General features: G+C 56.7%; 20 protein-coding genes and 1 other RNA gene. 15 read left to right on the top strand and 6 right to left on the bottom strand.

Annotated elements, in window-relative coordinates; translation table 11 throughout:
- Positions 1 to 172 precede the first annotated feature (172 nt).
- The 5 genes from ACN0XM_RS14880 to ACN0XM_RS14860 all read left to right on the top strand — a co-directional run bounded on the left by ACN0XM_RS14880 (position 173) and on the right by ACN0XM_RS14860 (position 5,444).
- Positions 173 to 1,642 (top strand): hypothetical protein, encoded by a 1,470-nt coding sequence (locus ACN0XM_RS14880; protein WP_417567719.1) that lies wholly within the window; start codon positions 173 to 175, stop codon positions 1,640 to 1,642.
- A gap of 2 nt (positions 1,643 to 1,644) precedes the next feature.
- Positions 1,645 to 1,908, top strand: a complete 264-nt coding sequence (locus ACN0XM_RS14875; protein WP_417567718.1) for a hypothetical protein — start codon at positions 1,645 to 1,647, stop codon at positions 1,906 to 1,908.
- Between the two features lie 3 nt (positions 1,909 to 1,911).
- Positions 1,912 to 3,081 (top strand): zonular occludens toxin domain-containing protein, encoded by a 1,170-nt coding sequence (locus ACN0XM_RS14870; RefSeq protein WP_417567717.1) that lies wholly within the window; start codon positions 1,912 to 1,914, stop codon positions 3,079 to 3,081.
- A gap of 117 nt (positions 3,082 to 3,198) precedes the next feature.
- A complete protein-coding gene (locus ACN0XM_RS14865) occupies positions 3,199 to 4,464 on the top strand; it encodes a hypothetical protein (protein ID WP_417567716.1) in 1,266 nt (421 codons plus the stop codon).
- A complete protein-coding gene (locus ACN0XM_RS14860; RefSeq protein WP_417567715.1) occupies positions 4,461 to 5,444 on the top strand; it encodes a tyrosine-type recombinase/integrase in 984 nt (327 codons plus the stop codon). The genes ACN0XM_RS14865 and ACN0XM_RS14860 overlap by 4 nt, the downstream gene beginning before the upstream one ends.
- A 13-nt stretch (positions 5,445 to 5,457) precedes the next feature.
- On the opposite strand, the gene ACN0XM_RS14855 is transcribed toward ACN0XM_RS14860, so the two are convergent.
- From ACN0XM_RS14855 to smpB, 4 genes are all read right to left on the bottom strand, one after another.
- Positions 5,458 to 6,543 carry a hypothetical protein gene (locus tag ACN0XM_RS14855; protein ID WP_417567714.1) on the bottom strand — a complete coding sequence of 362 codons (1,086 nt, stop codon included), beginning with the start codon at positions 6,541 to 6,543 and terminating at the stop codon, positions 5,458 to 5,460.
- Positions 6,544 to 6,621: 78 nt separating this feature from the next.
- Positions 6,622 to 6,985: a transfer-messenger RNA gene (ssrA, locus tag ACN0XM_RS14850) on the bottom strand.
- A gap of 90 nt (positions 6,986 to 7,075) precedes the next feature.
- Positions 7,076 to 8,494 carry a WS/DGAT/MGAT family O-acyltransferase gene (locus ACN0XM_RS14845; RefSeq protein ID WP_417567713.1) on the bottom strand — a complete coding sequence of 473 codons (1,419 nt, stop codon included), beginning with the start codon at positions 8,492 to 8,494 and terminating at the stop codon, positions 7,076 to 7,078.
- A 140-nt stretch (positions 8,495 to 8,634) separates the two neighbouring features.
- A complete protein-coding gene (gene smpB, locus ACN0XM_RS14840) occupies positions 8,635 to 9,114 on the bottom strand; it encodes an SsrA-binding protein SmpB (protein ID WP_099617562.1) in 480 nt (159 codons plus the stop codon).
- A 188-nt stretch (positions 9,115 to 9,302) separates the two neighbouring features.
- Between smpB and ACN0XM_RS14835 the strand changes: the two genes are divergently transcribed.
- From ACN0XM_RS14835 to ACN0XM_RS14825, 3 genes are all read left to right on the top strand, one after another.
- Positions 9,303 to 10,928, top strand: a complete 1,626-nt coding sequence (locus ACN0XM_RS14835) for a sodium-dependent transporter (RefSeq protein WP_417567712.1) — start codon at positions 9,303 to 9,305, stop codon at positions 10,926 to 10,928.
- A gap of 74 nt (positions 10,929 to 11,002) precedes the next feature.
- Complete coding sequence (locus tag ACN0XM_RS14830) at positions 11,003 to 11,449, top strand: type II toxin-antitoxin system RatA family toxin (protein WP_417567711.1); 447 nt, start codon at positions 11,003 to 11,005, stop codon at positions 11,447 to 11,449.
- Complete coding sequence (locus ACN0XM_RS14825) at positions 11,446 to 11,727, top strand: RnfH family protein (RefSeq protein ID WP_417567710.1); 282 nt, start codon at positions 11,446 to 11,448, stop codon at positions 11,725 to 11,727. The genes ACN0XM_RS14830 and ACN0XM_RS14825 overlap by 4 nt, the downstream gene beginning before the upstream one ends.
- Positions 11,728 to 11,729: 2 nt before the next feature.
- On the opposite strand, the gene ACN0XM_RS14820 is transcribed toward ACN0XM_RS14825, so the two are convergent.
- Complete coding sequence (locus ACN0XM_RS14820) at positions 11,730 to 12,056, bottom strand: outer membrane protein assembly factor BamE (protein WP_417567709.1); 327 nt, start codon at positions 12,054 to 12,056, stop codon at positions 11,730 to 11,732.
- 122 nt (positions 12,057 to 12,178) lie between these two features.
- On the opposite strand from ACN0XM_RS14820, the gene fur reads away from it, so the two are divergent.
- The gene (gene fur, locus ACN0XM_RS14815; protein WP_417567708.1) at positions 12,179 to 12,589 is read left to right on the top strand and encodes a ferric iron uptake transcriptional regulator; all 411 of its coding nucleotides are present in this window, start codon (positions 12,179 to 12,181) and stop codon (positions 12,587 to 12,589) included.
- 108 nt (positions 12,590 to 12,697) lie between these two features.
- Here fur and recN read toward each other — a convergent pair whose 3' ends face one another.
- Positions 12,698 to 14,377: a DNA repair protein RecN gene (gene recN, locus ACN0XM_RS14810; RefSeq protein ID WP_417567707.1), complete on the bottom strand. Its 1,680-nt coding sequence runs from the start codon at positions 14,375 to 14,377 to the stop codon at positions 12,698 to 12,700.
- Positions 14,378 to 14,669: 292 nt separating this feature from the next.
- Here recN and grpE point away from each other — a divergent pair, with 292 nt between their 5' ends.
- The 6 genes from grpE (at position 14,670) to carB (ending at position 24,007) form a co-directional block, all read left to right on the top strand.
- Positions 14,670 to 15,269, top strand: a complete 600-nt coding sequence (grpE, locus tag ACN0XM_RS14805; RefSeq protein ID WP_417567706.1) for a nucleotide exchange factor GrpE — start codon at positions 14,670 to 14,672, stop codon at positions 15,267 to 15,269.
- A 90-nt stretch (positions 15,270 to 15,359) separates the two neighbouring features.
- Positions 15,360 to 17,285: a molecular chaperone DnaK gene (gene dnaK / locus ACN0XM_RS14800; protein WP_417567705.1), complete on the top strand. Its 1,926-nt coding sequence runs from the start codon at positions 15,360 to 15,362 to the stop codon at positions 17,283 to 17,285.
- Between the two features lie 79 nt (positions 17,286 to 17,364).
- Positions 17,365 to 18,495 carry a molecular chaperone DnaJ gene (gene dnaJ / locus ACN0XM_RS14795; RefSeq protein WP_417567704.1) on the top strand — a complete coding sequence of 377 codons (1,131 nt, stop codon included), beginning with the start codon at positions 17,365 to 17,367 and terminating at the stop codon, positions 18,493 to 18,495.
- A 49-nt stretch (positions 18,496 to 18,544) separates the two neighbouring features.
- Positions 18,545 to 19,345 carry a 4-hydroxy-tetrahydrodipicolinate reductase gene (dapB, locus tag ACN0XM_RS14790; protein ID WP_417567703.1) on the top strand — a complete coding sequence of 267 codons (801 nt, stop codon included), beginning with the start codon at positions 18,545 to 18,547 and terminating at the stop codon, positions 19,343 to 19,345.
- A 233-nt stretch (positions 19,346 to 19,578) separates the two neighbouring features.
- Entirely contained in the window at positions 19,579 to 20,709 is a 1,131-nt protein-coding gene (gene carA / locus ACN0XM_RS14785) for a glutamine-hydrolyzing carbamoyl-phosphate synthase small subunit (RefSeq protein WP_417567702.1), read from the top strand.
- 79 nt (positions 20,710 to 20,788) lie between these two features.
- Positions 20,789 to 24,007: a carbamoyl-phosphate synthase large subunit gene (carB, locus tag ACN0XM_RS14780; RefSeq protein WP_417567701.1), complete on the top strand. Its 3,219-nt coding sequence runs from the start codon at positions 20,789 to 20,791 to the stop codon at positions 24,005 to 24,007.
- The last annotated feature ends 4 nt before the right edge of the window (positions 24,008 to 24,011 follow it).

The following is a 24,011-nucleotide window of genomic DNA, read 5'->3' as shown; positions in this document are numbered from 1 at the left end:
GGTGGCCTCGATTTCTCCGGTGAAATCACCGGCGTCATCGCCGTCGTGGGTGTTCTGGCCGGCTTCTACGTCGTGCGCAAGGGTGCCCGTCTCCTGCTGAGCATGATCAAGTAGGAGCGTGAATCGTGGCAGAGCTGTGGGATTGGACATTCTTCATGATGGGGGTGGCACTGTGCGTGTATCTCTTCAAAGATGTCTGATCCTGTGGCTCTGCCTGATGGTGTCGGCGCCTCTTCTGGCGGCGAAATCAACCATAGCCTCCCGTGTCTACTATGATCAGGGCACCTCCCCGGTAGCGTGTAACAGCGCGACGAAGTCTGAGGCGAGGGCGGTTGTTGAAGGTTTCATGGCGGCTGATTCATTGTGCAATCAGGACGGCTATTACTGCTGGATAGAAGATGCCCCCAATGAGGGCTGGTCTGCCTCGGACGGATGTTCCATACAAGCCGGGTATGTCACTGCTTATAGAGATACCGGCTCTTGCCCTGCCTATATTCATGAGAAAAACCACATCACTGGCGAACAGCCCGTTGGTGATTGCGGTTGTGAGGACGGTTGGACCGATGCGGGAGTGGGTGCAAATCCCCGCTGTGAACTGAACGACCAGCCTCCCGAAGAATGCAAAGAACACGGCCTCGCTCACGATCCCGTCAGTGGAATCTGCCAGCCTGAATGCGAACACGGCATGCTCAACGGCGCCTGCCTCCCGCCCCCCGAAGACGATAACGAATGCACTTCTGAAACGGACGACTATCGGGGCGAGATCGTCCTGGGTTACGGCAAACCGCCGGTGTCCTTCTGCGGGGATATCGACCAGTGCAGCGGCAGCGCCGACGGTCAGATTGGCATCGTAAATGGCAAGGTCCGTTGCCTGCCTAAGGACTATGGTGTCCCTGAGTGCAAGGGGGAATCCATTTCCGTAGTCGACGACTACGGCTTTGTCTGCGAACCCCTGACCAACAAACCGGAAGAACCGGACACCCCGGAAGCGCCCAACACCGACACAGACGGCGACGGCGAACCCGACGAATACCAGCGCGAAAATGACCCCGAATCGGTGGAGAAGGGCCTGGATAACGTTGAGAAAGCCATCAACGAAGGCAACGCCAAAACCGACCAGAGCAACGAGCACCTGGGTAAGATTGAAAACGCCGTCAAAAGCATCGCTGACAACGTTTCCTCCCTGGAACAGATGGGCAAAAACGGCGAACTGTCCGGCGGCGGTGGATCCGGTGGTAATGGCACCGGATTGGTGAATGACCAGGGCGAGGATTACCTGGGCGACCTGGCCGACATCAAGCAGAACACTAAAGACACCGCCGACACCCTGACGGAAATAAAGGACGGTCCGGACGACGGTTACTCCACCGACGGCCTCGGGGATGCGCCCACCTTCGCCGAAAGCAGCGAACGCCTGCAGCTGACCATCACCAACAACCCGACCATCCACGCGGTCACCACGGTCCCAAGCATTGCCAGCAACAACACCTGTCCAATCTGGACCATTCCTGCCACCGACTATTGGCAGGCCATGCCCATCGATAGCCACTGCCAGATCCTGGACGACCATCGAGGCCTGTTGTCCATGCTGTTCATCGCCGTGTGGACCCTGGCCGCCGTCTTCGTCTTCCTGAGGGCCTAACCATGATCCAGAAACTGATTGATGCACTGATCGATATTGTTCTGTGGATACCGCGCCAGCTCTACAGCCTCCTGGTCGATACGGTCGAACTCATGCTGAACTGGATACCGGAAATCGACATTGTCGACCTGCAGGGCATCTTCGACGGCCTTGGCGGCCAGCTCCTGTACTTCCTGACCATCTTCGAATTCGACTACGGCATCACGGCCATGATGACCGCCCTGATTGCCCGTTTCATTCTCCGCCGCATTCCGTTCATAGGCTAACCCATGTCCATCGTCGGTTACGCAGGTCTGCCCGGATCGGGAAAGAGTTACGGCGTTGTCGAAAACGTCGTCATTCCATCCCTCGAAGCAGGCCGACACATCATCACCAACATTCCCCTGAAGCTCGGAAGACTGGCCGACGACTACCCCCAGGGCAAAGTGACGATCTTCACCAATAAAGAAGCGGAAGACGACGCCACCTTCTTTGATATGGATCGCCACCCCGCCGGCGTCATCTGGATCATCGATGAAGCCTGGCGTTTCTGGAAAAGCGGCATGAAGTCCACGAACATTCCTCAGTGCCAGAAAGAGTTTTTCACCGAACACCGGCACAACGTCGGGGAAGACGGCCGAACCAATGAAATCGTGCTGGTCACTCAAGACCTTGCCCAACTCTGTGCGTTCGTCAGGGGCCTCGTGGAAGAAACCTACCGGGCCGTCAAACTCACGGCCATCGGCCAGAAGAACAAATACCGGGTCGATGTCTACATGGGAGCCGCCACCGGCCAGAAGCCCGGAAAGCCCATGCGCCAGCTCTACGGCTCCTACAAGCCCGACATCTACCAGTACTACAAGAGCCACACCCGGAACAAAACCGACTTCGCCGCCGGTATGGAAGAGAAAGCCGACGACCGCGCCAACGTCCTGAAACACCCGCTGATCAAGTACGGCATTCCGGTCTCGATTCTCATCATGGCGTTGGGAGTGTGGAAAGCGGTCGCTTACTTCACCCCGGAAGATCACACCGATGACCTCACGCCAGGAACGGCAACCGAACAAACAACACCAGGAACAAATCAGCAACCGGTCAGAGCCACCCAAAGCGCACAGACCGCCCAACGAACCCGGGCTGTCAAAGCCAGCTTAGAGGGCAGGGCACCGCACCAGGTCATACACGAAATAGAACCTGGCTGGCTGCCGCTCTCCAACAAGTGGCGGATCGTCGGGGAAGTGAATGAGGTCTATTGGATCTGGGGCGAAACCGGCACGAGAAAGATTCATTCCAGGAACTGCGCAACGTTCCTCAAAACGGGCGAACCCTTTTGTGTCATCCAGGGCCAGCTCGTGACCTATTACAGCTACCGGGAGCCGGAGAGGACAGAAGGGGACAAACAATCCCGGTCCTCCTATCTGCAAACAGCACTCCCCGAGAAGGAAGGCGACGGCGCGTGAGTGCGAGCGGAGCGACCACCACGCGCCGCGCAGCGGCTTGGAGACGTCCCTGTAACACGTCTCATAGAAAACGACGAAAGTCGTTGTTGAAACACATAGACCCACAGTGAGCCACAGATGAAAATCAGAGAATTCGAGCGCATCGATACCAACACCGGCGAAATCGGCAAAGGGGATCTCTTCATCGGTCCGGAAGGTCAACAGGTGAATCTTGATGGTGTAAATGTCCTCTGGACCGGCACCGACACGGTCCGACAACTCTTCCAGGGAAGACTGAAACCGGAAATCCTCGCCGAAATCGCCACCGAATATGAATCCGGCTACGACGCCACCCTCACCATCAGGAAAATCCCGTTCCGGCTCCAATCCGGCAGGAGAGGGGGCTTCAAGTACATCCTGCAGAATCGCGAATACGGCTTAACCATTCTCCTGCAGAACTTTTACGCCGAAGCCGACACACTGGGCACACACGTCAAGATAGAAACGTCCCCAAGGTGGCTCTATGAACGCTCCAGCCAGGAGATCCATGATGAGCTTGCCGAGTGGGGTATGTACTTCCTCACTAACATTAAGCCCGTTGGCATCGCGCTACACCTGGCCGTGGACGTCCAGGGATGGGAACCCCCGCAAGACTTTGCCCAGCAGTTCGTGACCCGGGCCCGAACCATCAGCGTCCATAACGGCATGAGCGACTTCCACTTCCAGGGCCTGGAAGGCTCAACCGTAAACGGTAGAGGTGAAACCTACACCTTCGGTAAGGCCAACAGCCTTCAGGTGTGTCTCTATGACAAATCCAAGGAAATCGACGTTTCTGACAAACGCGCCTTCATGGAATCCATCTGGGAATGCGCCAGCAACGAAGAGTGCTTCCCGGATACCTGCTATGACCCTGACAAACCCGTCTGGCGTCTCGAAATCCGATTCCATCACCGGATCGTGAACGAGATCTCCCAGGGCACACCCAACATGAACCCCATCTATACCTACATGGACGCGGTTCCTCACCTGACGGGCCTCTGGCAGTACGCTCTCCAAAGCAACCGCTACGAGGTCAAACGGGAATGGGTACACCCCATCTGGACCAAGCTCAGAGACGACATCGGCTTCGGCTACAGCGCCCCGGATCTGCTCTACAAACGCGCAAAAAAGGAACCCGGTTGCGGCAACGAAAAGAACGTTTCCCTGGCCTTTGGCAATCTCTTGTCCATTTATGCACGCAACCGTTTTAACCCGCGCCAGGCTTGGGACTGCCTCAAGAAATCCGGACTATGGGAGGATCTGTGCGCCTATTACCGACGACGGGAGATCTATGAAAACGAGCTCTTCCAGCTCGTCCAGGATGGGCTTATAAAACGACGACTACTGACCAAGGTGGCGGCATGATTCGCAAACTTCCATCAGGACGGTGGCAGGTAGATCTGCGCACGGATGGCCGAGGATCAAAGCGTATCCGTAAAAGCTTCGATTCAAAGTCAGAGGCGAAACGCTTTGAAACCTTCGTTCTGGCAAAGAGGGCAGAAGGGCGAGAGTGGAACCCGTCTAAAGCCGACAATCGAACCCTGAAGCAGTTGATCAAGCTTTGGTTTAACGCCAAAGGTGTCCACCTTAAAGACGGTGAACGCAGAAAGCGTTGTCTCGATGCGATGGCTGAATTCATGGGCAACCCAATTGCCAGGACCGTAACACCGGCGTCCTTCCTGGCCTACCGAGCCCATAAGATCCAGAAAGGGGCCAGCAAGAAAACGCTCAACAATCACCTTGGCTACCTCAACGCGGTCTATAACCAACTGAACCGGCTGAACGAAATCGAATTCGACAACCCGATCAGGAATGTTGAGATGATCCGTCTGGATGAAAGGGAGCTATCCTGGCTCACGGTCGAGCAGATTCGGCACCTTCTCAAAACCATCGAGGACTTCAGTCAGAATCCACACGTGCACCTTCTAACAAGGATTTGTTTGGCAACAGGTGCTCGGTGGGGAGAAGCTGAGAATTTGCAGCTACGCCACGTCCAGGAAGGAAAGCTTACGTTCGTGAACACCAAAAGCGGTAGGTCTAGATCCGTGCCCGTTAGCAAAGAGCTGTTTGGGGAAATCCGAAAGCACCTTAAAACGCATGATTGTTTTAGTTTTTCGCTCTCGGCTTTCCGGCGAGCGCTTGAAAAATCAGAGATCAAGTTGCCGTTAGGTCAGGCCGCTCATGTCCTCAGGCACACTTTCGCAAGCCATTTTATGATGAATGGAGGAGATCTGCTTGTCCTGCAGAGGGTGTTGGGCCATTCCAATATCCAAATGACCATGCGATATGCTCACCTGGCTGAATCCCACCTTGAGCAAGCGGTCAGGTTTCAGCCTTCTGTGTGATTGATAGCGATTGTTACGCCATTGCTGCTTGGATCGTTGCAGGGGCATTTTCCTTAAGCAGCCTCTGCTCTTTACTGTTGAAATAGTTAAAGATTACCTGTCTTAAGATCTCTGAGTCTGGTTGAATCCGTAGGTTCGTCTGCATCGCTGAAAGTCGTGACTTAAATCGGTCCTGAGCGCCGTCTTCATCGGCCTTAAATTTGTAATTTTTGTCGACATACTCGTCGAATGCCGCGCGGATCTCTTGATAGATACTCTGCTTGTGATGAAGGTTCTTGATAAGCGCTCCGTTGATTCTGTAGATTTCGACAATCCTTTCATAGTTGGAGGTTTCGGCCTTATCCATGTAATTTCTATGGAAGTTTGCGCAGTCAATAATCCCGTCTGCCACGACAACCGATTCCTTGAGCTTTCCAGCTACAATATTGAACAGCGCATGGTCTTTTAAAAGGTCTTCCCGGTTTGGTGGTTTTCCTGTGATTAATTGGAGCTGAACTTCGTAGCTATCTATCGCTTCCTCGCACTTATCGGATTTCAGCAGTATGTCGTTGCTATTGGCGGTTCCTTCGAGTTCTTCCTGAGCTGACTTGTTCAGTGCATGGACTTCTTCAAGCATCAAATCTATTTGCGCTTTGTCAGGCTCGAGTCCCCCATCGACAGCGCGAGGAAAGAGCTTCTCGTATAGCTTAGGAACGCTTATGTCTAGGTTGGTGAAGGGATTGAAGTCCTCGATGAACCTGAAAAAGTAGTTTCTGTGTTCGAGGTGATTGGAGAAGATATTCTGAGAATATTGCTCTTTTATCTGCCTGGAGGTTTGAACCGAACGGTGGATTGCTGCCGATAACGCGGCCAGGGGTATAGAAAGCCCCATCACCCCAAGTGGCATTTTGAAGTTTTTAATTATCAGGTTGTAAGCTTCAGGGGTGAACTGCCAGTAGACCTCGGCACATATCCCTGCATAGATCGCTAGTGATACTCCGCCTATCAATGGGGGCAGCAACAGAAGCCAGAAGACCACTGTTTTAATCAGATGTGTATCAGGTGATACCTCTCGATCTATTAGTCTTCTCATCCAACCTCGACGTCTCTCGGTGGACATATAGTGGACACCTTCTGCATTTCTGTTGGGCTGGAAACGAAAAAAGCCCCTGAAATCAGGGGCTTTCTGTTGGTTGTTTGGTGGAGACGGCGGGAATTGAACCCGCGTCCGCCAGCACTCAGCCTTGAGGTCTACATGTTTAGCGTCTCTCTATTGATTTAAGTTCAAGCGACCCGAGAGCCAGGGTGCAAGAACCGAGTTCTTTAAATCTTAGCCGCTAGCCAGTGAACTCTGGATAACGGAGCATCCCGTAAGCGATGACGTCCTGAGATGTAGCTCCGGGCTACGGGCGACCCGGTCAGGACGACTAGCAGCTTACGCTGCTAGTGCGTAGTTTTCGTCGTTTGCGACTATTGCGTTGCAGCTTTGGATTAACGAGATTCGCTGCCATCTCGACATGCACTCAAGGGATCGCCACCAGCGTCGAAGCCATGTCGTCCCCTTAGCTACAGTATATGTGTCCGGTTTGCCGGACTTCAAGGTTTGTTTGTTGCTGTTTTGTGTTGATGGGCCGGTAGATGTACCTACGGGCCTAGCTGGCCTTGCGTTCATGGGCGCCTTGCCGGCCGGCGAGGGCTGCGTGGCGCAGGGCCTCGAAGCTTTGCCGGAAATAGTCCATCACCGCATCTGGGTCGGCGTGGATGGCCTTGTCGACGGTAATGCCGAACTGAACGGTGCCAGCGTAACTGAGAATACTCATGCCAATGCCGATATTGCCGCTCTGGGGCACCCAGAACATGGGCTGGGTGAGTTTGCTGCCCGCAAGGTACAGGGCGTCTTTCGGCCCTGGCACGTTGGTCAGTACGGCGGAGGCTTTGTTGCTCAGAAGGTCCAGAGCCCGCCGTTCTATAACATCAGGACCTCGACCGAATATATCAAGCAGGCTGTAAGTGACCTGGGCCTGATAGGAGCGCTTTAGCCGGTTCATGTTCTCCTGTACCTGCCGGAAGCACATAAGCGGGTCTTTGACCTCCACCGGCAGGGTAACGAGAACAAGACCAAACTTGTTGCCGAGAGTTTCGATAGGCTGATCTAGAGGCCGGAGGTTAAACGGCACCGCCACACGGATTCCGCAATCGGGGATGGATTCCTTGTGTGCGGCAAAGTGACGCTGAAGCGCGCCGGTCACTGTACAGAGCAATGCATCGTTTATGGTGCCACCCAGAGCCTTGGCGCAGGCTTTTACGTCGGCAAGATCCAGAGGTTCCGCCCAGGCCACCTGCTTGCGCCCGGATAGTGGCTGCTTCAAACCGGTTTTGGGCTCAAATGGGGCCAGACCGAGTTTCAAGAGATCCATCGCCACACCACTGGCTGTTGAGGCCAGCTTAAGGGGGTAGTTAGGTTCTTCTCGAACGGACTGAATGAACAGCCTGGCCTGATGGCTGGCCGTTTGGGCGTTGTCTACAACACGGTGAAGCAGTCGTTGAATGGTGGATGTCTGGTGTACTTTTGGATGATGTTTTGAGGCGACTTTTTTCAGTCTGGGTTCGGGAGTTTTGTCCGTCAGAGACAGCATGACACGAACCAGCGATATGCCATCAGCAATGCAGTGATGGATACGAATCAGCAGTGCGCCACCACCATCGTAATTGTCTATGTAGTGCATTTGCCAAAGCGGTTGCCGGAAATCCAGTGAGGTACTGTTCATGTCGCTGACCAGTTTCTGGAGCTCCGCTTTGTCGGCCTTGCCCGGCAGTGCGATCTGGTGGAGATGGTTGTCCAGGTCAAACAGGGGATCCTCCTGCCAGTAAGCGCGGTCTCCTGTGTCCACAACCCGCTGACGGAACCGGCTGAAGCACAGGAATCGTGTCTCAAGTATGTTCCGCAGACGGCTCATGGAAATGGGGCGGTCCAGTGTCCATACGCCGCAGATCATCATGGGGTTTTGCGGGGTGTCCATGCGCAGCCATGCGCGATCAACGGCAGACATGGGTATCTGTTTAGGTGACATAAGCTCTCCCTTTGCCATGCACCGGGACTCCCGAGTATAGGCCTGTTGGATATCTGAACAAAGAGAGTGAGTATGCGACACACCGGTCGATCCTACCCATGACCGGTGTCAGTTATTCAGGAATTTGTGCGGAGCTGTGGTCAGATGTTGGTATCGCGCAGGATCCGCTGCTTCTGGCGGTTCCAGTCCCGCTCCTTCTCGGTGGCGCGCTTGTCGAACTGCTTCTTGCCTTTCACCAGGGCGATCTCGCACTTCACCCGGTTGTTTTTCCAGTAGAGTGCCAGCGGAATGCAGGTGTAACCGGCCTGGTTTACCTTGCCGACGATTTTGGCAATTTCCTTGGCGTGCAGCAGGAGTTTTCGGGTCCGGGTCGGGTCTGCAATAACATGGGTAGAAGCTGCGATCAGTGGCGTGATGTGAGAGCCGAGCAACCAGGCTTCGCCGTCCTTGAGGAGTACATAGGCATCAACCAGTTGGGCCTTGCCGGCGCGCAGGGATTTGACTTCCCAGCCCAGCAGGGCGAGCCCCGCCTCGAAGCGGTCCTCAATGTGATATTCGTGCTTCGCCTTCTTGTTCAGCGCGATGGTACTGCTCGGCGTTCCGGGCTTTTTCTTGCTCATGAATCAATAAATCCGGGGTCGGACGAATGAACGGGCCGGCGTTTGTGCAGCCGGAAAAAGGCGCATTGTAGCCCAGGAGTGCCGGATCGGTCACGAAATCAGCGACACGGCGCCTGTCCATTCGTGCGCAGCCGAATCCATCGGCTACAATACGGGGCCAGACTTGTTGAGGGGACTCAGGGGCTCGAATGCCTACGCCGTATCAGACACATGTCGGGTCCTTTACCCGAAAATCAACTTTCTTCTGGGCTGCGGTGGGTGCCACCGTTGGTCTTGCGAATCTGTGGCAGTTCCCGTATCTGGCCAGCCTGCACGGTGGCGGTCTGTTCATACTGCTCTATCTGGCGTGTCTGCTGCTGGTCACACTGCCGCTTATGGTTACAGAGGCCGCGCTTGGCCGTTATGCCCGCCACGGTATTGTGCTGGCGATGGACGGCCTGATTCGCAGTGCCAAACGTTCCCGTCTCTGGATGGCGGTAGGTCGGCTCAGCATTCTGGCGGCATTTCTGGTGTTGTCGTTTACGGCGGTGTTCGGTTCCATTGCACTGGCCTATGTGTTCTTTGGTGCATTGGGGCGGTTCTCCGGGGCGGGAAACTCTGAGGCAACGGCGATCCTGGCCGGGTTGGTTTCGGACCCTCGCGAGTACCGGATATTCATGGGCTGGCATATCTTTTTCCTGCTGCTGGTGATCTTGGTGTCAGCCCAGGGGGTGGTAAAAGGCCTTGAACGGACGCTGCGCGTCGTGGTGCCAGGAACTCTGGTGCTGATGCTGGTGTTGTTCGGACTTGCGGTCTGGTACGGGCGGATCGATGGCGCGGTTGGTCAGATTCTGGCGATGCACCCGGAAGACCTCAGTTGGGGGAGTCTGAGAGCGGCCCTGTTCCATGCGTTCTTCACCCTGGGGCTGGGTATGGGGGTCTGGGCCATTCTCGGCTCCTACACCACGCCTCATACCCGCCTCAAACGTTCGATTCTTGCCGTCGTCCTGATGGATACCCTGGTGGCAATCCTTGCCGGTCTGATGATTTTTGCCATCGCCACAGACGGCAACAGCTTTGATGGCGAGCGCGGATTCAGCCTGTTGTTCGTTTCCATGCCTGTGACTCTGGCTCAGTTACCGGCAAGCCAGTTCCTGATCGCTACCGTATTCCTGATGGTGGTGTTAATTGTCTGGACCACATCACTGAACCTGCTTGAGCCTGTTGTTGGCTGGTTCCGTGAATGGACGGGGGCGCCGAGGGGGCTGTCCGTGGTGCTGATCGGCCTGGCGGTATGGCTCGCCGGGCTGGCATCGCTGCTGTCCTTTAATCTGTGGGCACAGGAGCGTGTTGGCGGCGCCACCATGTTCCGGTGGCTGGAGTTGGTAACCGGTGGTTTACTGATTCCATTGGTCGCGATTCTGATCGCGTTGTTTACCGGCTGGTGCCTGACCCGTCATCTTGCCAGGACCATGCTGGGAGCGGCCCCGGGGCTGTTCGCCGGTATCTGGTTTTGGGTGATGCGGCTGGTGTTGCCACTTGTGGTCGCCTGGATTGGTGTTCAGTACACGGCGTTTTCACTGTCTAACCTTTGTGACAGCGGCAGCACAGCAGTGTGGTGCGAACAGCCTGCCACGCTGCTGTCGGGTGCCGGTGCAGATGCTCAGGAAGAGCCTGCAGATACCCCGCCATCGGGAGGGGCGTCCGGGGGTGGCTCCGAAGGCAATGAACCGGTGCCTGCTGTTGAACAGTTGCCGCCCGCAGAAAATAGCAGTAAAGGTAAGCCGGGCGAAAAAGCCCCACAAGAGGATGATATCCTTTATCATAGTGTGTGATTGAGACTGTCTTCCTTCTCAGAAGTCCGCAACCTTTTTTCGCAGCATGTTTGCAAGCAGGACAACCGGTTCCAATGCCCCATCAGATCGACAAAACAGCTTTGGTAATGCACTCGGCCGAGCGCATGTTTCACCTGGTAAACGACATCGCCCGTTACCCCGAATTTCTTCCCTGGTGTGCGGGCGCGGAGATTCATGAGCAGAACCCGGAGCAGATTACCGCTTCGTTGGAGATCTCCAAGGGTGGCATACGGCAAACGCTGACGACCCGGAATCAGCTGTTAATGCCCGAGGCGATAGAGATGAACCTGGTGGATGGTCCATTCCGCAATCTGACCGGTCGTTGGCACTTCAAGTCGCTGGACGACAATGCCTGCAAGGTAATACTGTCTCTCGAGTTTGAATTTTCCGGTTCCCTGTCCCGGATGACCTTCGGGCCGGTGTTCAGTCAGGCCGCAACCACCATGGTGGATGCCTTCTGCCGGCGTGCAGATGACCTTTATCGGAAGGAGGGCGCATGATTGAGGTGGAAGTAGCCTATGCCCGTCCGGACAGGCAGGCGATCGTTCCGGTGAAGGTTCCCGAGGGGACCACTGCCCTGCAGGCAGCGAAACTCTCAGGTATTACAGATATTTTCCCGGAAATTGATGTGGATGCCACCGATATGGGTGTGTTCGGGAAGGTGATCAAGGATCCTGCTGCCCATGAACTCCGGGACGGAGACCGGGTGGAACTCTACCGGCCGCTCAAGATCGACCCGAAACAGGCACGTCTGAATCGGGCGAACAAGAAAGCCTGATCTCAGTACGCCGGAGTTTCTTCCAGCAGCTGTGCTTCATAGTGGGCGTATTGATCGCCTTCGTAATAGACGATGATGCGCTGCTCCTTGATATCACCGCCTTCCCGTTGAAGCGTATACACGTAGTATTCCCGGGAGAGATCAACCGGGTTCAGCATGAGGGGGGTTCCCATTACTGCATGAACCTGGCTGCGGGACATGCCCTCGGACAGTTGCGACAGCTCCTCGTCGGTAACAATGTTTCCCTGCTGGACGTTGATTTTGTAAACGCCCGGGAAAACACAACCGGAGAGAACGAGAGTGAGAATGAGAGCTGTGAGCTTTTGCATCGCCGGGGGAAATCCTCTATCTTGAAATCGCCTGCCAGAGGCAGGTGTGACACGGGTTAACCGTTCAAAGGCGGCTTCATCATACCGGAAGCCGTGAGGCACACCAAAGAGTGAATAGTAACATGTCGTCTGAAAACGCCGAATTACGAAAAGTCGGTCTGAAGGTGACTCTGCCGAGAGTGAAAATCTTCAATATATTGGAGACGGCCGAGGAGCATCATCTCAGTGCCGAAGATGTCTACAAGAAGCTTCTGGAACAAGGCGATGACGTGGGGCTGGCGACGGTCTACCGTGTGTTGACGCAGTTTGAAGCGGCAGGGCTGGTGCTGCGTCACAATTTTGAAGGCGGTCATGCCGTTTTCGAAATGGCCGGAGATGATCACCACGACCATATGGTTTGCACTCAGACCGGTGAGGTTGTCGAGTTCTTCGATGAAGTGATTGAAGAGCGCCAGAGGAAAATCGCGGAAGAGCGCGGTTACGAAATCGTCGATCACAGCCTGATTCTCTACGTCAAGCCAATCAAATCCTGATTCGGTCTTGGCAAACTTGGATAAGGAAGCGGTAAAAAAGGGGCGGGCGATTAAGCCCGCCCTAACAGCTCTCAGGGTCGAGAGGGGTAGAGGTATCTTTGTTTCGGGTCAGTGGTGAGTTGCCTGCCCCTTAGAAAACATTTCTCTGGCATGAGCAATCGTATGGTCGGTCATGTCCACACCGCCCAGCATCCGTGCCACTTCACTGATTCTGCCCTGGTCGTCCAGCGCCTCGATTTTAGAGAAAGTGGCGTCCTGTTCTGTAAATTTGCTGACAAACAGGTGCTGATGACACTGTGCTGCTACCTGCGGCAGGTGGGTAACGCAAAGTACCTGACCATTGCTCCCTAACGTGCGCAACAGCCGGCCAACCACCTCGGCAGTGCCGCCGCCGATGCCCACATCCACTTCGTCGAAGACCAACGTTGGTGTGGTTGAGGTCTGGGCAACGACCACCTGAATCGCCAGGCTGATTCGTGACAGCTCACCACCGGAGGCCACCTTGGCCAATGGCCGTGCCGGTTGCCCCGGGTTCGCGCTGACCAGAAATTCAACCTCTTCCATGCCGTGGGCTGCAGGCTCTTCGCCAGCGTTGCGATTCAGGTGTGTGATGAACTGCATGTTGGGCATGCTTAGCTGGGCAAGCTCTGCCGCAACGCGCAGGTCAAGTTCGGTGGCAGCTTTGGCGCGTGAATCCGTCAGTTGGCCGGCCAGTTCATCGAACCGGCTGCGCTGGCTTTCAAGCTCGGCTTCCAGCTGTTCCAGGCTGCCTTCACCGCCGTCCAGTTCAGCCAGCTCGACGCTTAGGCGCTGGTGCAGCTCCGGAAGCTCTTCAGGGGTGATTCGGTGCTTCCGGGCCATCTGGTAGATCGCGCTCAGCCGCTCTTCGACTTCTGTCAGCCTGGCAGGATCAGCTTCGTAATCTTCGACAAAGTGGCGCAGGTTGTCACCGGCTTCGCTGACCTGAATCTGCGCCTCTTTTAGCATTTGAACCGTGTCGGCCAGTGCTGGTACGTCTACCGGCAGCTGCTCCAGCTGCTGCAGGGCCTGCCGGATCAGATCTGCAGCGCTGGTCTCGTCTTCGGTGCACAGCAGGGCGGCCTGATGGCTGTTGTGCAAAACTGTGTCTGCCTGACTCAGCTGCGCCTGCTCCTGTTCCAGTTGCTCCTGCTCGCCAGTTTCCAGGGCCAGGCGGTCTAGTTCTTCCACCTGGTAGCGTAGTAGCTGAAGCTTGGCTTCCGCTTCATTGGCATTCTGCTGCCGCTCGGTCAGGCGCTGGCGGATCTGGTTCCAGGCCTTCCACGCCTCCCGGGTATCGACGGCCAGGACCTCGACGGCGGCAAACTCATCCACCAGTTTGCGGTGGGTTTCCTTGCGCAGCAGGGACTGGTGCTGGTGCTGACTGTGGATATCCATCAGCACGCCTCCGAGTTCCTTGAGGTGATTCAGCGGGCAGGGTTGGCCATTGATATAAGCGCGGGAGCGGCCGTCTTTGCTGATAACGCGCCGGAGGATGCAGTTGTTGTCATCGTCCAGCTCGTTTTGGACCAGCCAGTCGCTCGCTTCGGCAATGTCGGAAACGTCGAAGGTCGCTGTTATATCTGCGCGTTTGGCGCCATGCCGAACCGCGCCTGCGTCGGCGCGACCGCCCATGGCCAGGCCCAGGGCGTCCAGTACGATGGATTTGCCGGCCCCGGTCTCGCCGGTAAGTGCCGTCATGCCTTTGCTGAACTGGAGTTCCACCCGTTCGGCGATGGCGTAATTGGAAACCGTGAGCTGGGTAAGCATGCAGATAACCTCCGCGACTTTCTGACAATTAGAGCTTCTGAAAACCTGTTGAGCAGTCTGGTCACTGCTCGATACTGTTGATGCATACAGTAACTGTGAATATATACAGGGTTTTTCCTGTTTGCAAACCTGCTGAGGTGAATTTCTGCAGGAATAAAGGTGTCGGTGGTTGAAACCTGAAAGCGGGACCCCATATCCGACCGCAACGACATTTTTCCGGCGCGCTGCGGCCGGGGCCCAAGTTCAACCGGCCACTGAAGAGTGGCCCGCTGACGACCAAGCAGGAGTAGCCATGAGCACTGACGAAAACCGCAACGAGCAAGAGGAACTGAACGAGGCCCTGGAGGCCGCCAAAGAAGAAGCTCAGTCTGCGGGCCAGGATGCTGGCGAGGGTGAAAGCTCTGAAATAGAAGCGCTGAAGGCGCAAGTCCAGGAGTTTCAGGAACAGGTGTTGCGTTCCCAGGCCGAGATGCAGAATGTGCGTCGCCGTGCCGAGATTGATGTGGAGAAAGCGCACAAGTTTGCCCTGGAGAAGTTCGTCAAAGAGCTGTTGCCAGTTGCAGATAGCCTGGAAAAGGCGGTTGAGAGCAGCGAGGGCCAGGAAAATTCCGGCGAGCTGTTAGTTTCCATTCGCGAAGGCGTGGAAATGACACTCAGCCTGTTCATGTCCAGTCTGAAAAAATTCAATGTTGAGCAGACCAATCCGGTGGGTGAGCCATTTGACCCCCAGCAACATGAGGCGATGTCCATGGTGCCATCCCCGGATGCCGAGCCCAACAGTGTGGTTGCCGTGGTACAGAAAGGGTATCTGCTGAATGGTCGTGTGGTGCGGCCGGCCATGGTGGTGGTCGCCAAAGCAGAAGATGCACCAAAAATTGATGAGCAGGCTTGAAAAGCCGATTAAAGCGCCAATATAGCCAGTAAATAGCAACAGCGGAGGTTTGGCCTCCGGAAAAGCATTCAGAAAATCTGGAGTGACTCAATGAGCAAAATTATCGGTATCGATCTGGGAACGACCAACTCCTGTGTGGCCATCATGGATGGTGACAAGGTCAAGGTTATTGAAAACGCTGAAGGTGATCGCACCACCCCGTCCATTGTTGCGTACACCGAAGATGGTGAAATCCTGGTAGGCCAGTCGGCCAAGCGGCAGGCGGTCACCAACCCGAACAACACTCTGTATGCCATCAAGCGCCTGATTGGCCGTCGGTTCGAAGACGACGTGGTCCAGAAGGACATCAAGATGGTGCCCTACAAGATCGCCAAGGCTGATAACGGCGATGCATGGGTGGAAGTGAAGGGTGATAAGATGGCGCCCCCGCAGATTTCTGCGGAAATCATCAAGAAAATGAAGAAGACCGCAGAGGATTATCTGGGCGAGAAAGTGACGGAAGCGGTAATCACCGTGCCGGCCTACTTCAATGACAGCCAGCGCCAGGCTACGAAAGACGCGGGCAAGATCGCCGGTCTGGAAGTCAAGCGCATCATCAACGAGCCGACTGCGGCTGCCCTGGCCTATGGCCTGGACAAGAAGAGCGGTGACCGCACGGTAGCTGTTTATGACCTGGGTGGTGGCACCTTTGATATCTCCATCATCGAAATTGCCGATGTGGATGGCGAGCATCAGTTCGAAGTGCTGGCTACCAATGGTGACACCTTCCTTGGTGGTGAAGACTTTGATATGAAACTGATCGAGTATCTCGCCGATCAGTTCAAGAAAGACAGCGGTATTGACCTGCGCGGCGATTCGCTGGCTATGCAGCGATTGAAAGAGGCGGCCGAGAAGGCCAAGATCGAGCTGTCCAGCAGTCAACAGACCGATGTTAACCTGCCATACGTAACGGCAGATGCCAGTGGTCCCAAGCACATGAATGTGAAAGTGACCCGCGCCAAGCTGGAGTCACTGGTTGAAGAGTTGGTCGAGCGCAGTCTCGCGCCTTGCCGTACCGCGCTGGATGACTCCGGCGTCAAGATCGGTGATATCGACGAAGTGATCCTGGTCGGCGGCCAGACCCGCATGCCGATGGTTCAGGAGAAGGTTAAAAACTTCTTCGGTAAGGAAGCCCGTAAAGACGTCAACCCTGACGAAGCGGTAGCCATGGGTGCTGCTATCCAGGCGGCCGTACTCTCGGGTGACGTGAAAGATGTGCTGCTGCTGGACGTGACGCCGCTGACACTCGGTATCGAAACCATGGGTGGTGTGGCGACCCCGCTGATCGAAAAGAACACGACTATTCCGACCAAGAAGTCGCAGACGTTCTCCACAGCGGATGACAACCAGACTGCGGTAACCATCCACGTGGTGCAAGGTGAGCGCAAGCAAGCAGCTCAGAACAAGTCTCTGGGCCGTTTCGATCTGGCGGATATTCCGCCGGCCCAGCGCGGTGTGCCGCAGATCGAAGTCACCTTCGACATCGATGCCAACGGTATCCTGAATGTGTCCGCCAAGGACAAAGCGACCGGCAAGGAGCAGTCCATCGTGATCAAGGCCTCTTCTGGCCTGAACGATGACGAAATCGAGAAGATGGTTCGTGACGCCGAAGCCAACGCTGACGAGGATCGCAAGTTTGAAGAACTGGTCCAGGCCCGCAACCAGGGTGACGCGATGGTGCATGCCGTCCGCAAGACCCTGAAAGACGCCGGTGACAAGGTCAGCGACAGCGAGAAGGAGTCCATTGAAGCCTCCATTAAAGAGCTGGAAGAAGCTCTGGAAGGCTCCAACAAGGAAGACATTGAGGCCAAGACCCAGAAGCTGACCGAAGCTTCGTCCGAGCTGGCCCAGAAGATGTACGCAGACCAGGCCGAGCAGGCGCAGCAGGCTGGCGGGCAGGAAAATGCCGAGGCCAAGCAGGCTGATGACGCTGTAGATGCCGAGTTTGAAGAAGTGAAAGACGACGACAAGCGATAAATCTGAAGTACATCAAGTAGTTGGAAAAACGCGGGGCTGTCCCCGCGTTTTCCGCGTTTAAAAACAGGGTTTTAACAGCATGGCCAAGCGCGATTATTACGAAATTCTCGGGATTTCCCGGGACGCGGACGAGAAGGAAGTCAAACGAGCCTATCGAAAGCTCGCGATGAAGTACCACCCCGACCGTAACCCGGACGACACGGAATCCGAGAACAAGTTCAAAGAGGCCAGCGAAGCCTACGAAATACTGGCGGACCAGTCCAAGCGAGCGGCCTACGACCAGTTCGGTCACGCCGGCGTTGATGGCCAGGCCGGTGGTGGATTCGGGGGTGGCGGTGGTGCCAGCTTCTCCGACATCTTTGGTGACGTATTTGGCGACATTTTCGGTGGTGGTGGCCGTGGTGGCCGCAACACCCGTGGCGCCGACCTGCGATACACCCTGGAGCTGGATCTGGAAGAGGCTGTCAAAGGCAGAACCGTACAGATCAAGATTCCCGGGCATCGCGAGTGCGAAGTGTGCGACGGCAGCGGCGCCGAAAAAGGCTCCCGCCCGGAGACCTGCGGGACCTGTAAGGGTATGGGGCAGGTACGGATGCAGCAGGGCTTCTTTACCGTGCAGCAGGCGTGCCCCACCTGCCGCGGTGCTGGCCAGGTCATCAAGAACCCGTGCCAGGCTTGTCGTGGCCAGGGTCGGGTTCAGGAAGAAAAGACGCTCTCTGTTAAAGTGCCGCCCGGCGTGGATACCGGCGACCGCATCCGTCTGTCTGGTGAAGGCGAAATGGGTGTCGATGGCGGGCCTCCGGGTGACCTGTACGTGCAGATCGCCGTCCGTGAGCACTCCCTGTTTACCCGCGATGGCCGCAACCTCTACTGCGAAGTGCCAATCAGCATCGTGGATGCGACCCTCGGTGGTGAACTGGAGGTGCCGACCCTGGACGGCCGCGTGAAGCTGAAGATTCCACCCGAGACCCAGACTGGTAAGCTCTTCCGGCTGCGCAACAAAGGCGTTAGCCCGGTTCGTGGCGGCCCCTCGGGCGACTTGCTGTGCCGGGTGATGGTGGAAACACCGGTGAACCTTACCAAGCGCCAGAAAGAGCTGCTCAATGAGTTCCAGAAGACCCTCGATGCCAGCAACGGAAGCGATCACGGCCCCAAAAAAACCTCCTGGTTTGAGGGTGTGAAGAGCTTTTTCGACGAAATGAAATTCTGAGCGGCCGAGCGCTTAGGGTTCGACAACGGTTAAAAAAGGAAAAGCGAGCATGAGGGTAGCAATCATCGGCGCCGCCGGGCGCATGGGAAAAGTGCTGATCGAAGCCGTTGACGGTACCGAAGGCCTTGAGCTCGGTGCCGCCGTCGTAGAGCCAGGAAGCAGCCTGATCGGTGCTGACGCCGGTGAAATGACCGGCCTCGGCAAAACCGGCGTCAAAATGGCTGGCAGCCTGGCCGAGGTGAAAGAAGATTTCGATGTCCTCATCGATTTCACTTTCCCGGATCTGACCTTGGAAAATGCAGAATTCTGCCAAGCTACCGGCAAGATGCTCATCATAGGCACAACCGGCATGTCTGATGCTGACAAGCAGCAGCTGGCTGTAACTGCAGAATCCACGCCCGTGGTGTTCGCGCCGAACATGAGTGTAGGTGTCAACGTTGTCCTCAATCTGCTGCGCACCGCCGCCGCCACCCTGGGCGACGACTATGACGTCGAAATCATCGAGGCTCATCATCGCCACAAGAAAGATGCGCCTTCCGGCACCGCCCTGCGCATGGGTGAAGTGGTTGCCGATGCCCTTGGTCGCGATCTGAAAGAGTGCGCCGTGTATGGCCGCGAAGGCTTCACGGGCGAGCGCACCCGCAAAGAAATTGGATTTGAAACCATACGTGCCGGTGACGTGGTGGGTGATCATACCGTGTTGTTTGCTACCGAGGGTGAGCGCATCGAAGTGACCCATAAGGCCAGCAGTCGGATGACGTTTGCCAAGGGTGCTATGCGAGCAGCATTGTGGCTTAAGGATAAGCCTGCGGGGCTTTATGATATGCAGGACGTTCTGAATCTGAAGTGAGGGGCTCCCCCCTGCCGATGTTTCGCTCATGCGCAGAGGCGGGTAATTCCCGTGGACACAAAGCGCCATATTTCTTACAATAAGGCGGTTTAACTGCACCAAGCGTACCTTTGAAAAAGTTTATAAGAAAGCGGGACCGAGCCAAGACTCCGTCTCGCTTTTTTGCAACCTGAATTTGCGCTTGCGTTCCTGTTCGTGACGAACCGATACGCCACTCGATGAGGATACAAGCCTTGAGCACACCAGCAATCCTTGCACTCGCAGACGGAACCCTGTTTTACGGCAGCGCCATTGGTGCTGATGGAGAAACCAGTGGTGAAGTGGTGTTCAACACCGCCATGACCGGTTATCAGGAAATCCTGACCGATCCGTCCTACTCTCGCCAGATCGTCACCCTGACATACCCCCACATCGGCAACACCGGTGTGAACGAAGAAGACGTCGAGTCAGACCGCATACAGGCAGCTGGCCTGATCATCCGCGACCTGCCTCTGATGGCCAGCAGCTGGCGCAGCAAGGGGAGCCTGGACGACTACCTGCGAAGCAACAACATTGTTGGAATCGCCGACATTGATACCCGTCGGCTGACCCGGATTCTGCGGGACAAGGGCTCTCAGAACGGCGCCATCGTTGCCGGCGAAAATGCCACCGCCGAGCGCGCACTGGAACTGGCCAAAGCCTTCCCTGGCCTCAAGGGCATGGACCTGGCAAAAGAGGTTACCTCCGACAAGATCTGGTCCTGGAGTGAAACCGAGTGGACCCTGGGCGAGGGTTATGGTGAGCGTACGGAGGCAAGCTTCAAGGTGGTTGCCTGGGATTATGGCGTGAAGTACAACATCCTGCGAATGCTGGCGTCCCGCGGCTGCGATATCACCGTAGTGCCGGCCCAGACCCCGGCCTCCGAAGTGCTCGCCATGAACCCGGATGGCGTGTTCCTGTCCAACGGCCCGGGTGATCCCGAGCCTTGCGATTACGCCATTACTGCCATTAAAGAAGTGCTGGAAACCGAAATCCCGGTCTTTGGCATCTGCCTGGGCCACCAGTTGCTGGCTCTGGCGAGCGGTGCCAAGACCATGAAGATGGGCCACGGCCATCACGGCGCCAACCATCCGGTGCAGGATCTCGCTAAGGGAACCGTGATGATTACCAGCCAGAACCACGGCTTTGCCGTCGACGAGGCAACACTGCCGGCCAATGTTGAGGCGACTCACAAGTCCCTTTTCGATGGTACTCTGCAGGGCATCCGCCGGACCGACAAACCGGCCTATAGCTTCCAGGGACACCCGGAAGCCAGCCCCGGTCCCCATGACGTGGCCCCCCTGTTTGACGAGTTTATCCGCCTGATGGAGGCGCGATCTGCCTGAGGGTGATCGCCGGGAAAGCTCACAGGCGCCGCGTGTTGCGCTGCCAGAATTCAAAAGTTGCTGACAGGTTTACCTAGAAATGCCAAAACGTACCGACATCAAGAGCATCCTGATCCTGGGCGCCGGCCCGATTGTGATTGGGCAGGCGTGCGAGTTTGATTACTCCGGGGCCCAGGCCTGCAAGGCTTTGAGGGAAGAGGGTTACCGGGTCATCCTGGTCAACTCCAACCCGGCGACCATCATGACCGACCCGGTGATGGCGGATGCCACTTACATTGAGCCGATCACCTGGAAAACCGTCGAAAAAATCATCGAGAAAGAACAACCCGACGCCCTGCTGCCGACCATGGGTGGCCAGACGGCGCTGAACTGCGCGCTGGACCTGGAGCGCCACGGCATTCTGGAAAAGCACGGGGTGGAGATGATCGGCGCTAATGCTGACACCATCGACAAGGCCGAAGATCGGGATCGCTTCGACAAGGCCATGAAACGCATTGGTCTGGAGTGCCCGCGGGCCACCATCGCCCATACCATGGCGGAAGCCTGGGAAGTGGCGGACGACATCGGCTTCCCGTGCATTATCCGCCCGTCCTTTACCATGGGCGGCTCCGGCGGCGGTATCGCCTACAACCGGGATGAATTTGAGGAAATCTGTACCCGCGGTCTGGACTTGTCCCCGACCAACGAGCTGTTGATCGACGAATCGCTGATCGGCTGGAAAGAGTTCGAGATGGAAGTCGTCCGTGACAAAAACGACAACTGTATCATCGTCTGCGCCATCGAAAACTTCGACGCCATGGGTGTGCACACCGGTGACTCCATCACGGTGGCTCCGGCCCAGACTCTTACCGACAAGGAATACCAGATCATGCGGAACGCCTCCCTGGCGGTTCTGCGTGAGATTGGTGTCGAAACGGGCGGCTCCAACGTTCAGTTCGGCATCAACCCTGATACCGGTCGCATGGTGGTGATCGAGATGAACCCGCGGGTGTCGCGGTCTTCCGCCCTGGCCTCCAAGGCCACCGGCTTCCCGATTGCCAAGGTCGCCGCCAAGCTGGCGGTGGGTTATACCCTGGACGAGCTGCGCAACGAAATCACCGGGGGCGTTACCCCGGCCTCGTTCGAGCCCAGCATCGACTACGTGGTCACCAAGATTCCCCGGTTCACCTTCGAGAAGTTTCCCCAGGCCGACGCCCGCCTGACCACCCAGATGAAATCCGTGGGTGAAGTTATGGCCATTGGCCGGACCTTCCAGGAATCCCTGCAGAAAGCCCTGCGCGGCCTGGAAGTGGGCGCCGACGGCTTTGATGAGAAACTCGAGGACCTGGATTCCGAGGATTCCCGGGAAACCCTGACCCGGGAACTGAACGTGCCCGGAGCCGAACGTGTCTGGTACATCGGTGACGCCTTCCGGGCCGGCATGAGTGTCGACGACGTGTTCGCCCACACTCATGTCGATCCCTGGTACCTGGTGCAGATCGAAGACCTGATCAAAGAGGAGCAGACCCTCAAGTCCGCCGGCAAGGCCGACATTGATCAGGCCACCCTGTTCCGCCTCAAGCGCAAGGGCTTCTCCGACGCCCGCCTGGCCAAGCTGCTGGGCCTCTCCGAAGTGAGCCTGCGCAAGCTGCGCCACGACCTGGATATTCGCCCGGTATACAAACGGGTGGACACCTGCGCCGCTGAATTTGCCTCCGACACCGCCTACATGTACTCCACCTACGAGGAAGAGTGCGAGGCGGACGCCAGCGACCGCGAGAAGATCGTGGTCATTGGCGGTGGCCCCAACCGGATCGGCCAGGGCATTGAATTCGACTACTGCTGTGTGCATGCGGCCCTGGCCATGCGTGAAGATGGCTATGAGACCATCATGATCAACTGCAACCCGGAGACCGTGTCCACCGACTACGATACCTCCGACCGGTTGTACTTCGAGCCGATCACCCTGGAAGACGTACTGGAAATCATCCACGTTGAAAAACCCAAGGGCGTGATCGTCCAATACGGTGGCCAAACCCCGCTGAAACTGGCCCGGGGCCTAGAGGCGGCTGGCGTGCCCATCATCGGTACCAGCCCGGACGCCATCGACCGGGCCGAAGACCGTGAGCGGTTCCAGCAGATGATTACTCGCCTGGGTCTCAAACAGCCGGAAAATGCCACCGTGCGCAGTCACGAGGAAGGCATCCTGGCGGCCCGGGAGATTGGTTACCCGCTGGTAGTGCGCCCGTCCTACGTGCTGGGCGGCCGCGCCATGGAAATCGTTTACGACGAAGAAGAGCTGGTGCGCTACATGCGCAACGCCGTGCTGGTCTCCAACGACAGCCCGGTGCTGCTGGACCACTTCCTGAACGCCGCCATCGAGGTGGACATCGACGCCATCTCCGACGGCACCGACGTGGTCATCGGCGGCATTATGCAGCACATCGAACAGGCCGGGGTGCACTCTGGTGACTCGGCCTGCTCGCTGCCGCCGTACACGCTGTCCCAGCAGGTTCAGGACGAGATGCGCGACGCAGTCAGGAAAATGGCCATTGAGCTTGAGGTCATCGGCCTGATGAACGTGCAGCTGGCCTGGCAGGACGGCGAGATCTACGTGATTGAGGTGAATCCGCGGGCCTCCCGGACGGTGCCTTTTGTGTCCAAGGCGATTGGTGTGTCCCTGGCCAAAGTAGCGGCTCGCGTCATGGCAGGCAAGACCCTGAAGGAGCTGGAGTTCACCCAGGAAATCATCCCGCGTTATTACGCGGTGAAGGAGTCCGTGTTTCCGTTCAACAAGTTCCCGGCAGTGGATCCGATCCTCGGGCCGGAAATGAAGTCGACTGGTGAGGTCATGGGCCTGGGTGACAGCTTTGACGAGGCCTTTGCCAAGGCCGCCCTCGCAATCGGTGAGCGGTTGCCGGCCAAGGGAACTGCGTTCATGTCGGTGCGCGACGTGGACAAGCCGGGTGCTGCGAAAGTTGCCCGTGATCTGGTTGAGGCCGGTTTCAAGGTGATTGCGACTACTGGTACCGCCAAGGCCCTGAAAGAGGCCGGAATTGAAGTTGATCGGGTGAACAAGGTCCGTGAGGGGCGTCCGCACATCGTGGATGCCATCAAGAACGGTCAGGTCCAGCTGATCATCAATACTACCGAAGGTCGCAAGGCGATTTCCGACTCGGCCCAGATCCGTCAGTCGGCATTGCAGACCAAGGTTACCTATACAACGACACTGGCGGGCGGCGAAGCCTTCTGCCGGGCCATCAAATTTGGCCCGGAGCGCACTGTACGGCGCCTCCAGGATCTTCACGCAGGAAAGTGAGACT

The organism is Marinobacter sp. (assembly GCF_048269445.1).
GTDB lineage: Bacteria > Pseudomonadota > Gammaproteobacteria > Pseudomonadales > Oleiphilaceae > Marinobacter.
The sequence above is the reverse complement of the archived record's forward strand: the minus strand, read 5'-3'. Positions and strand labels throughout refer to the sequence as shown.

Coding starts and splice junctions, on each gene's coding strand:
- ACN0XM_RS14875 (WP_417567718.1), top strand. CDS start 1,645: ATGATCCAGAAACTGATTGATGCACTGATCGATATTGTTCTGTGGATA.
- ACN0XM_RS14870 (WP_417567717.1), top strand. CDS start 1,912: ATGTCCATCGTCGGTTACGCAGGTCTGCCCGGATCGGGAAAGAGTTAC.
- ACN0XM_RS14865 (WP_417567716.1), top strand. CDS start 3,199: ATGAAAATCAGAGAATTCGAGCGCATCGATACCAACACCGGCGAAATC.
- ACN0XM_RS14860 (WP_417567715.1), top strand. CDS start 4,461: ATGATTCGCAAACTTCCATCAGGACGGTGGCAGGTAGATCTGCGCACG.
- ACN0XM_RS14855 (WP_417567714.1), bottom strand. CDS start 6,543: ATGTCCACCGAGAGACGTCGAGGTTGGATGAGAAGACTAATAGATCGA.
- ACN0XM_RS14845 (WP_417567713.1), bottom strand. CDS start 8,494: ATGTCACCTAAACAGATACCCATGTCTGCCGTTGATCGCGCATGGCTG.
- smpB (WP_099617562.1), bottom strand. CDS start 9,114: ATGAGCAAGAAAAAGCCCGGAACGCCGAGCAGTACCATCGCGCTGAAC.
- ACN0XM_RS14835 (WP_417567712.1), top strand. CDS start 9,303: ATGCCTACGCCGTATCAGACACATGTCGGGTCCTTTACCCGAAAATCA.
- ACN0XM_RS14830 (WP_417567711.1), top strand. CDS start 11,003: ATGCCCCATCAGATCGACAAAACAGCTTTGGTAATGCACTCGGCCGAG.
- ACN0XM_RS14825 (WP_417567710.1), top strand. CDS start 11,446: ATGATTGAGGTGGAAGTAGCCTATGCCCGTCCGGACAGGCAGGCGATC.
- ACN0XM_RS14820 (WP_417567709.1), bottom strand. CDS start 12,056: ATGCAAAAGCTCACAGCTCTCATTCTCACTCTCGTTCTCTCCGGTTGT.
- fur (WP_417567708.1), top strand. CDS start 12,179: ATGTCGTCTGAAAACGCCGAATTACGAAAAGTCGGTCTGAAGGTGACT.
- recN (WP_417567707.1), bottom strand. CDS start 14,377: ATGCTTACCCAGCTCACGGTTTCCAATTACGCCATCGCCGAACGGGTG.
- grpE (WP_417567706.1), top strand. CDS start 14,670: ATGAGCACTGACGAAAACCGCAACGAGCAAGAGGAACTGAACGAGGCC.
- dnaK (WP_417567705.1), top strand. CDS start 15,360: ATGAGCAAAATTATCGGTATCGATCTGGGAACGACCAACTCCTGTGTG.
- dnaJ (WP_417567704.1), top strand. CDS start 17,365: ATGGCCAAGCGCGATTATTACGAAATTCTCGGGATTTCCCGGGACGCG.
- dapB (WP_417567703.1), top strand. CDS start 18,545: ATGAGGGTAGCAATCATCGGCGCCGCCGGGCGCATGGGAAAAGTGCTG.
- carB (WP_417567701.1), top strand. CDS start 20,789: ATGCCAAAACGTACCGACATCAAGAGCATCCTGATCCTGGGCGCCGGC.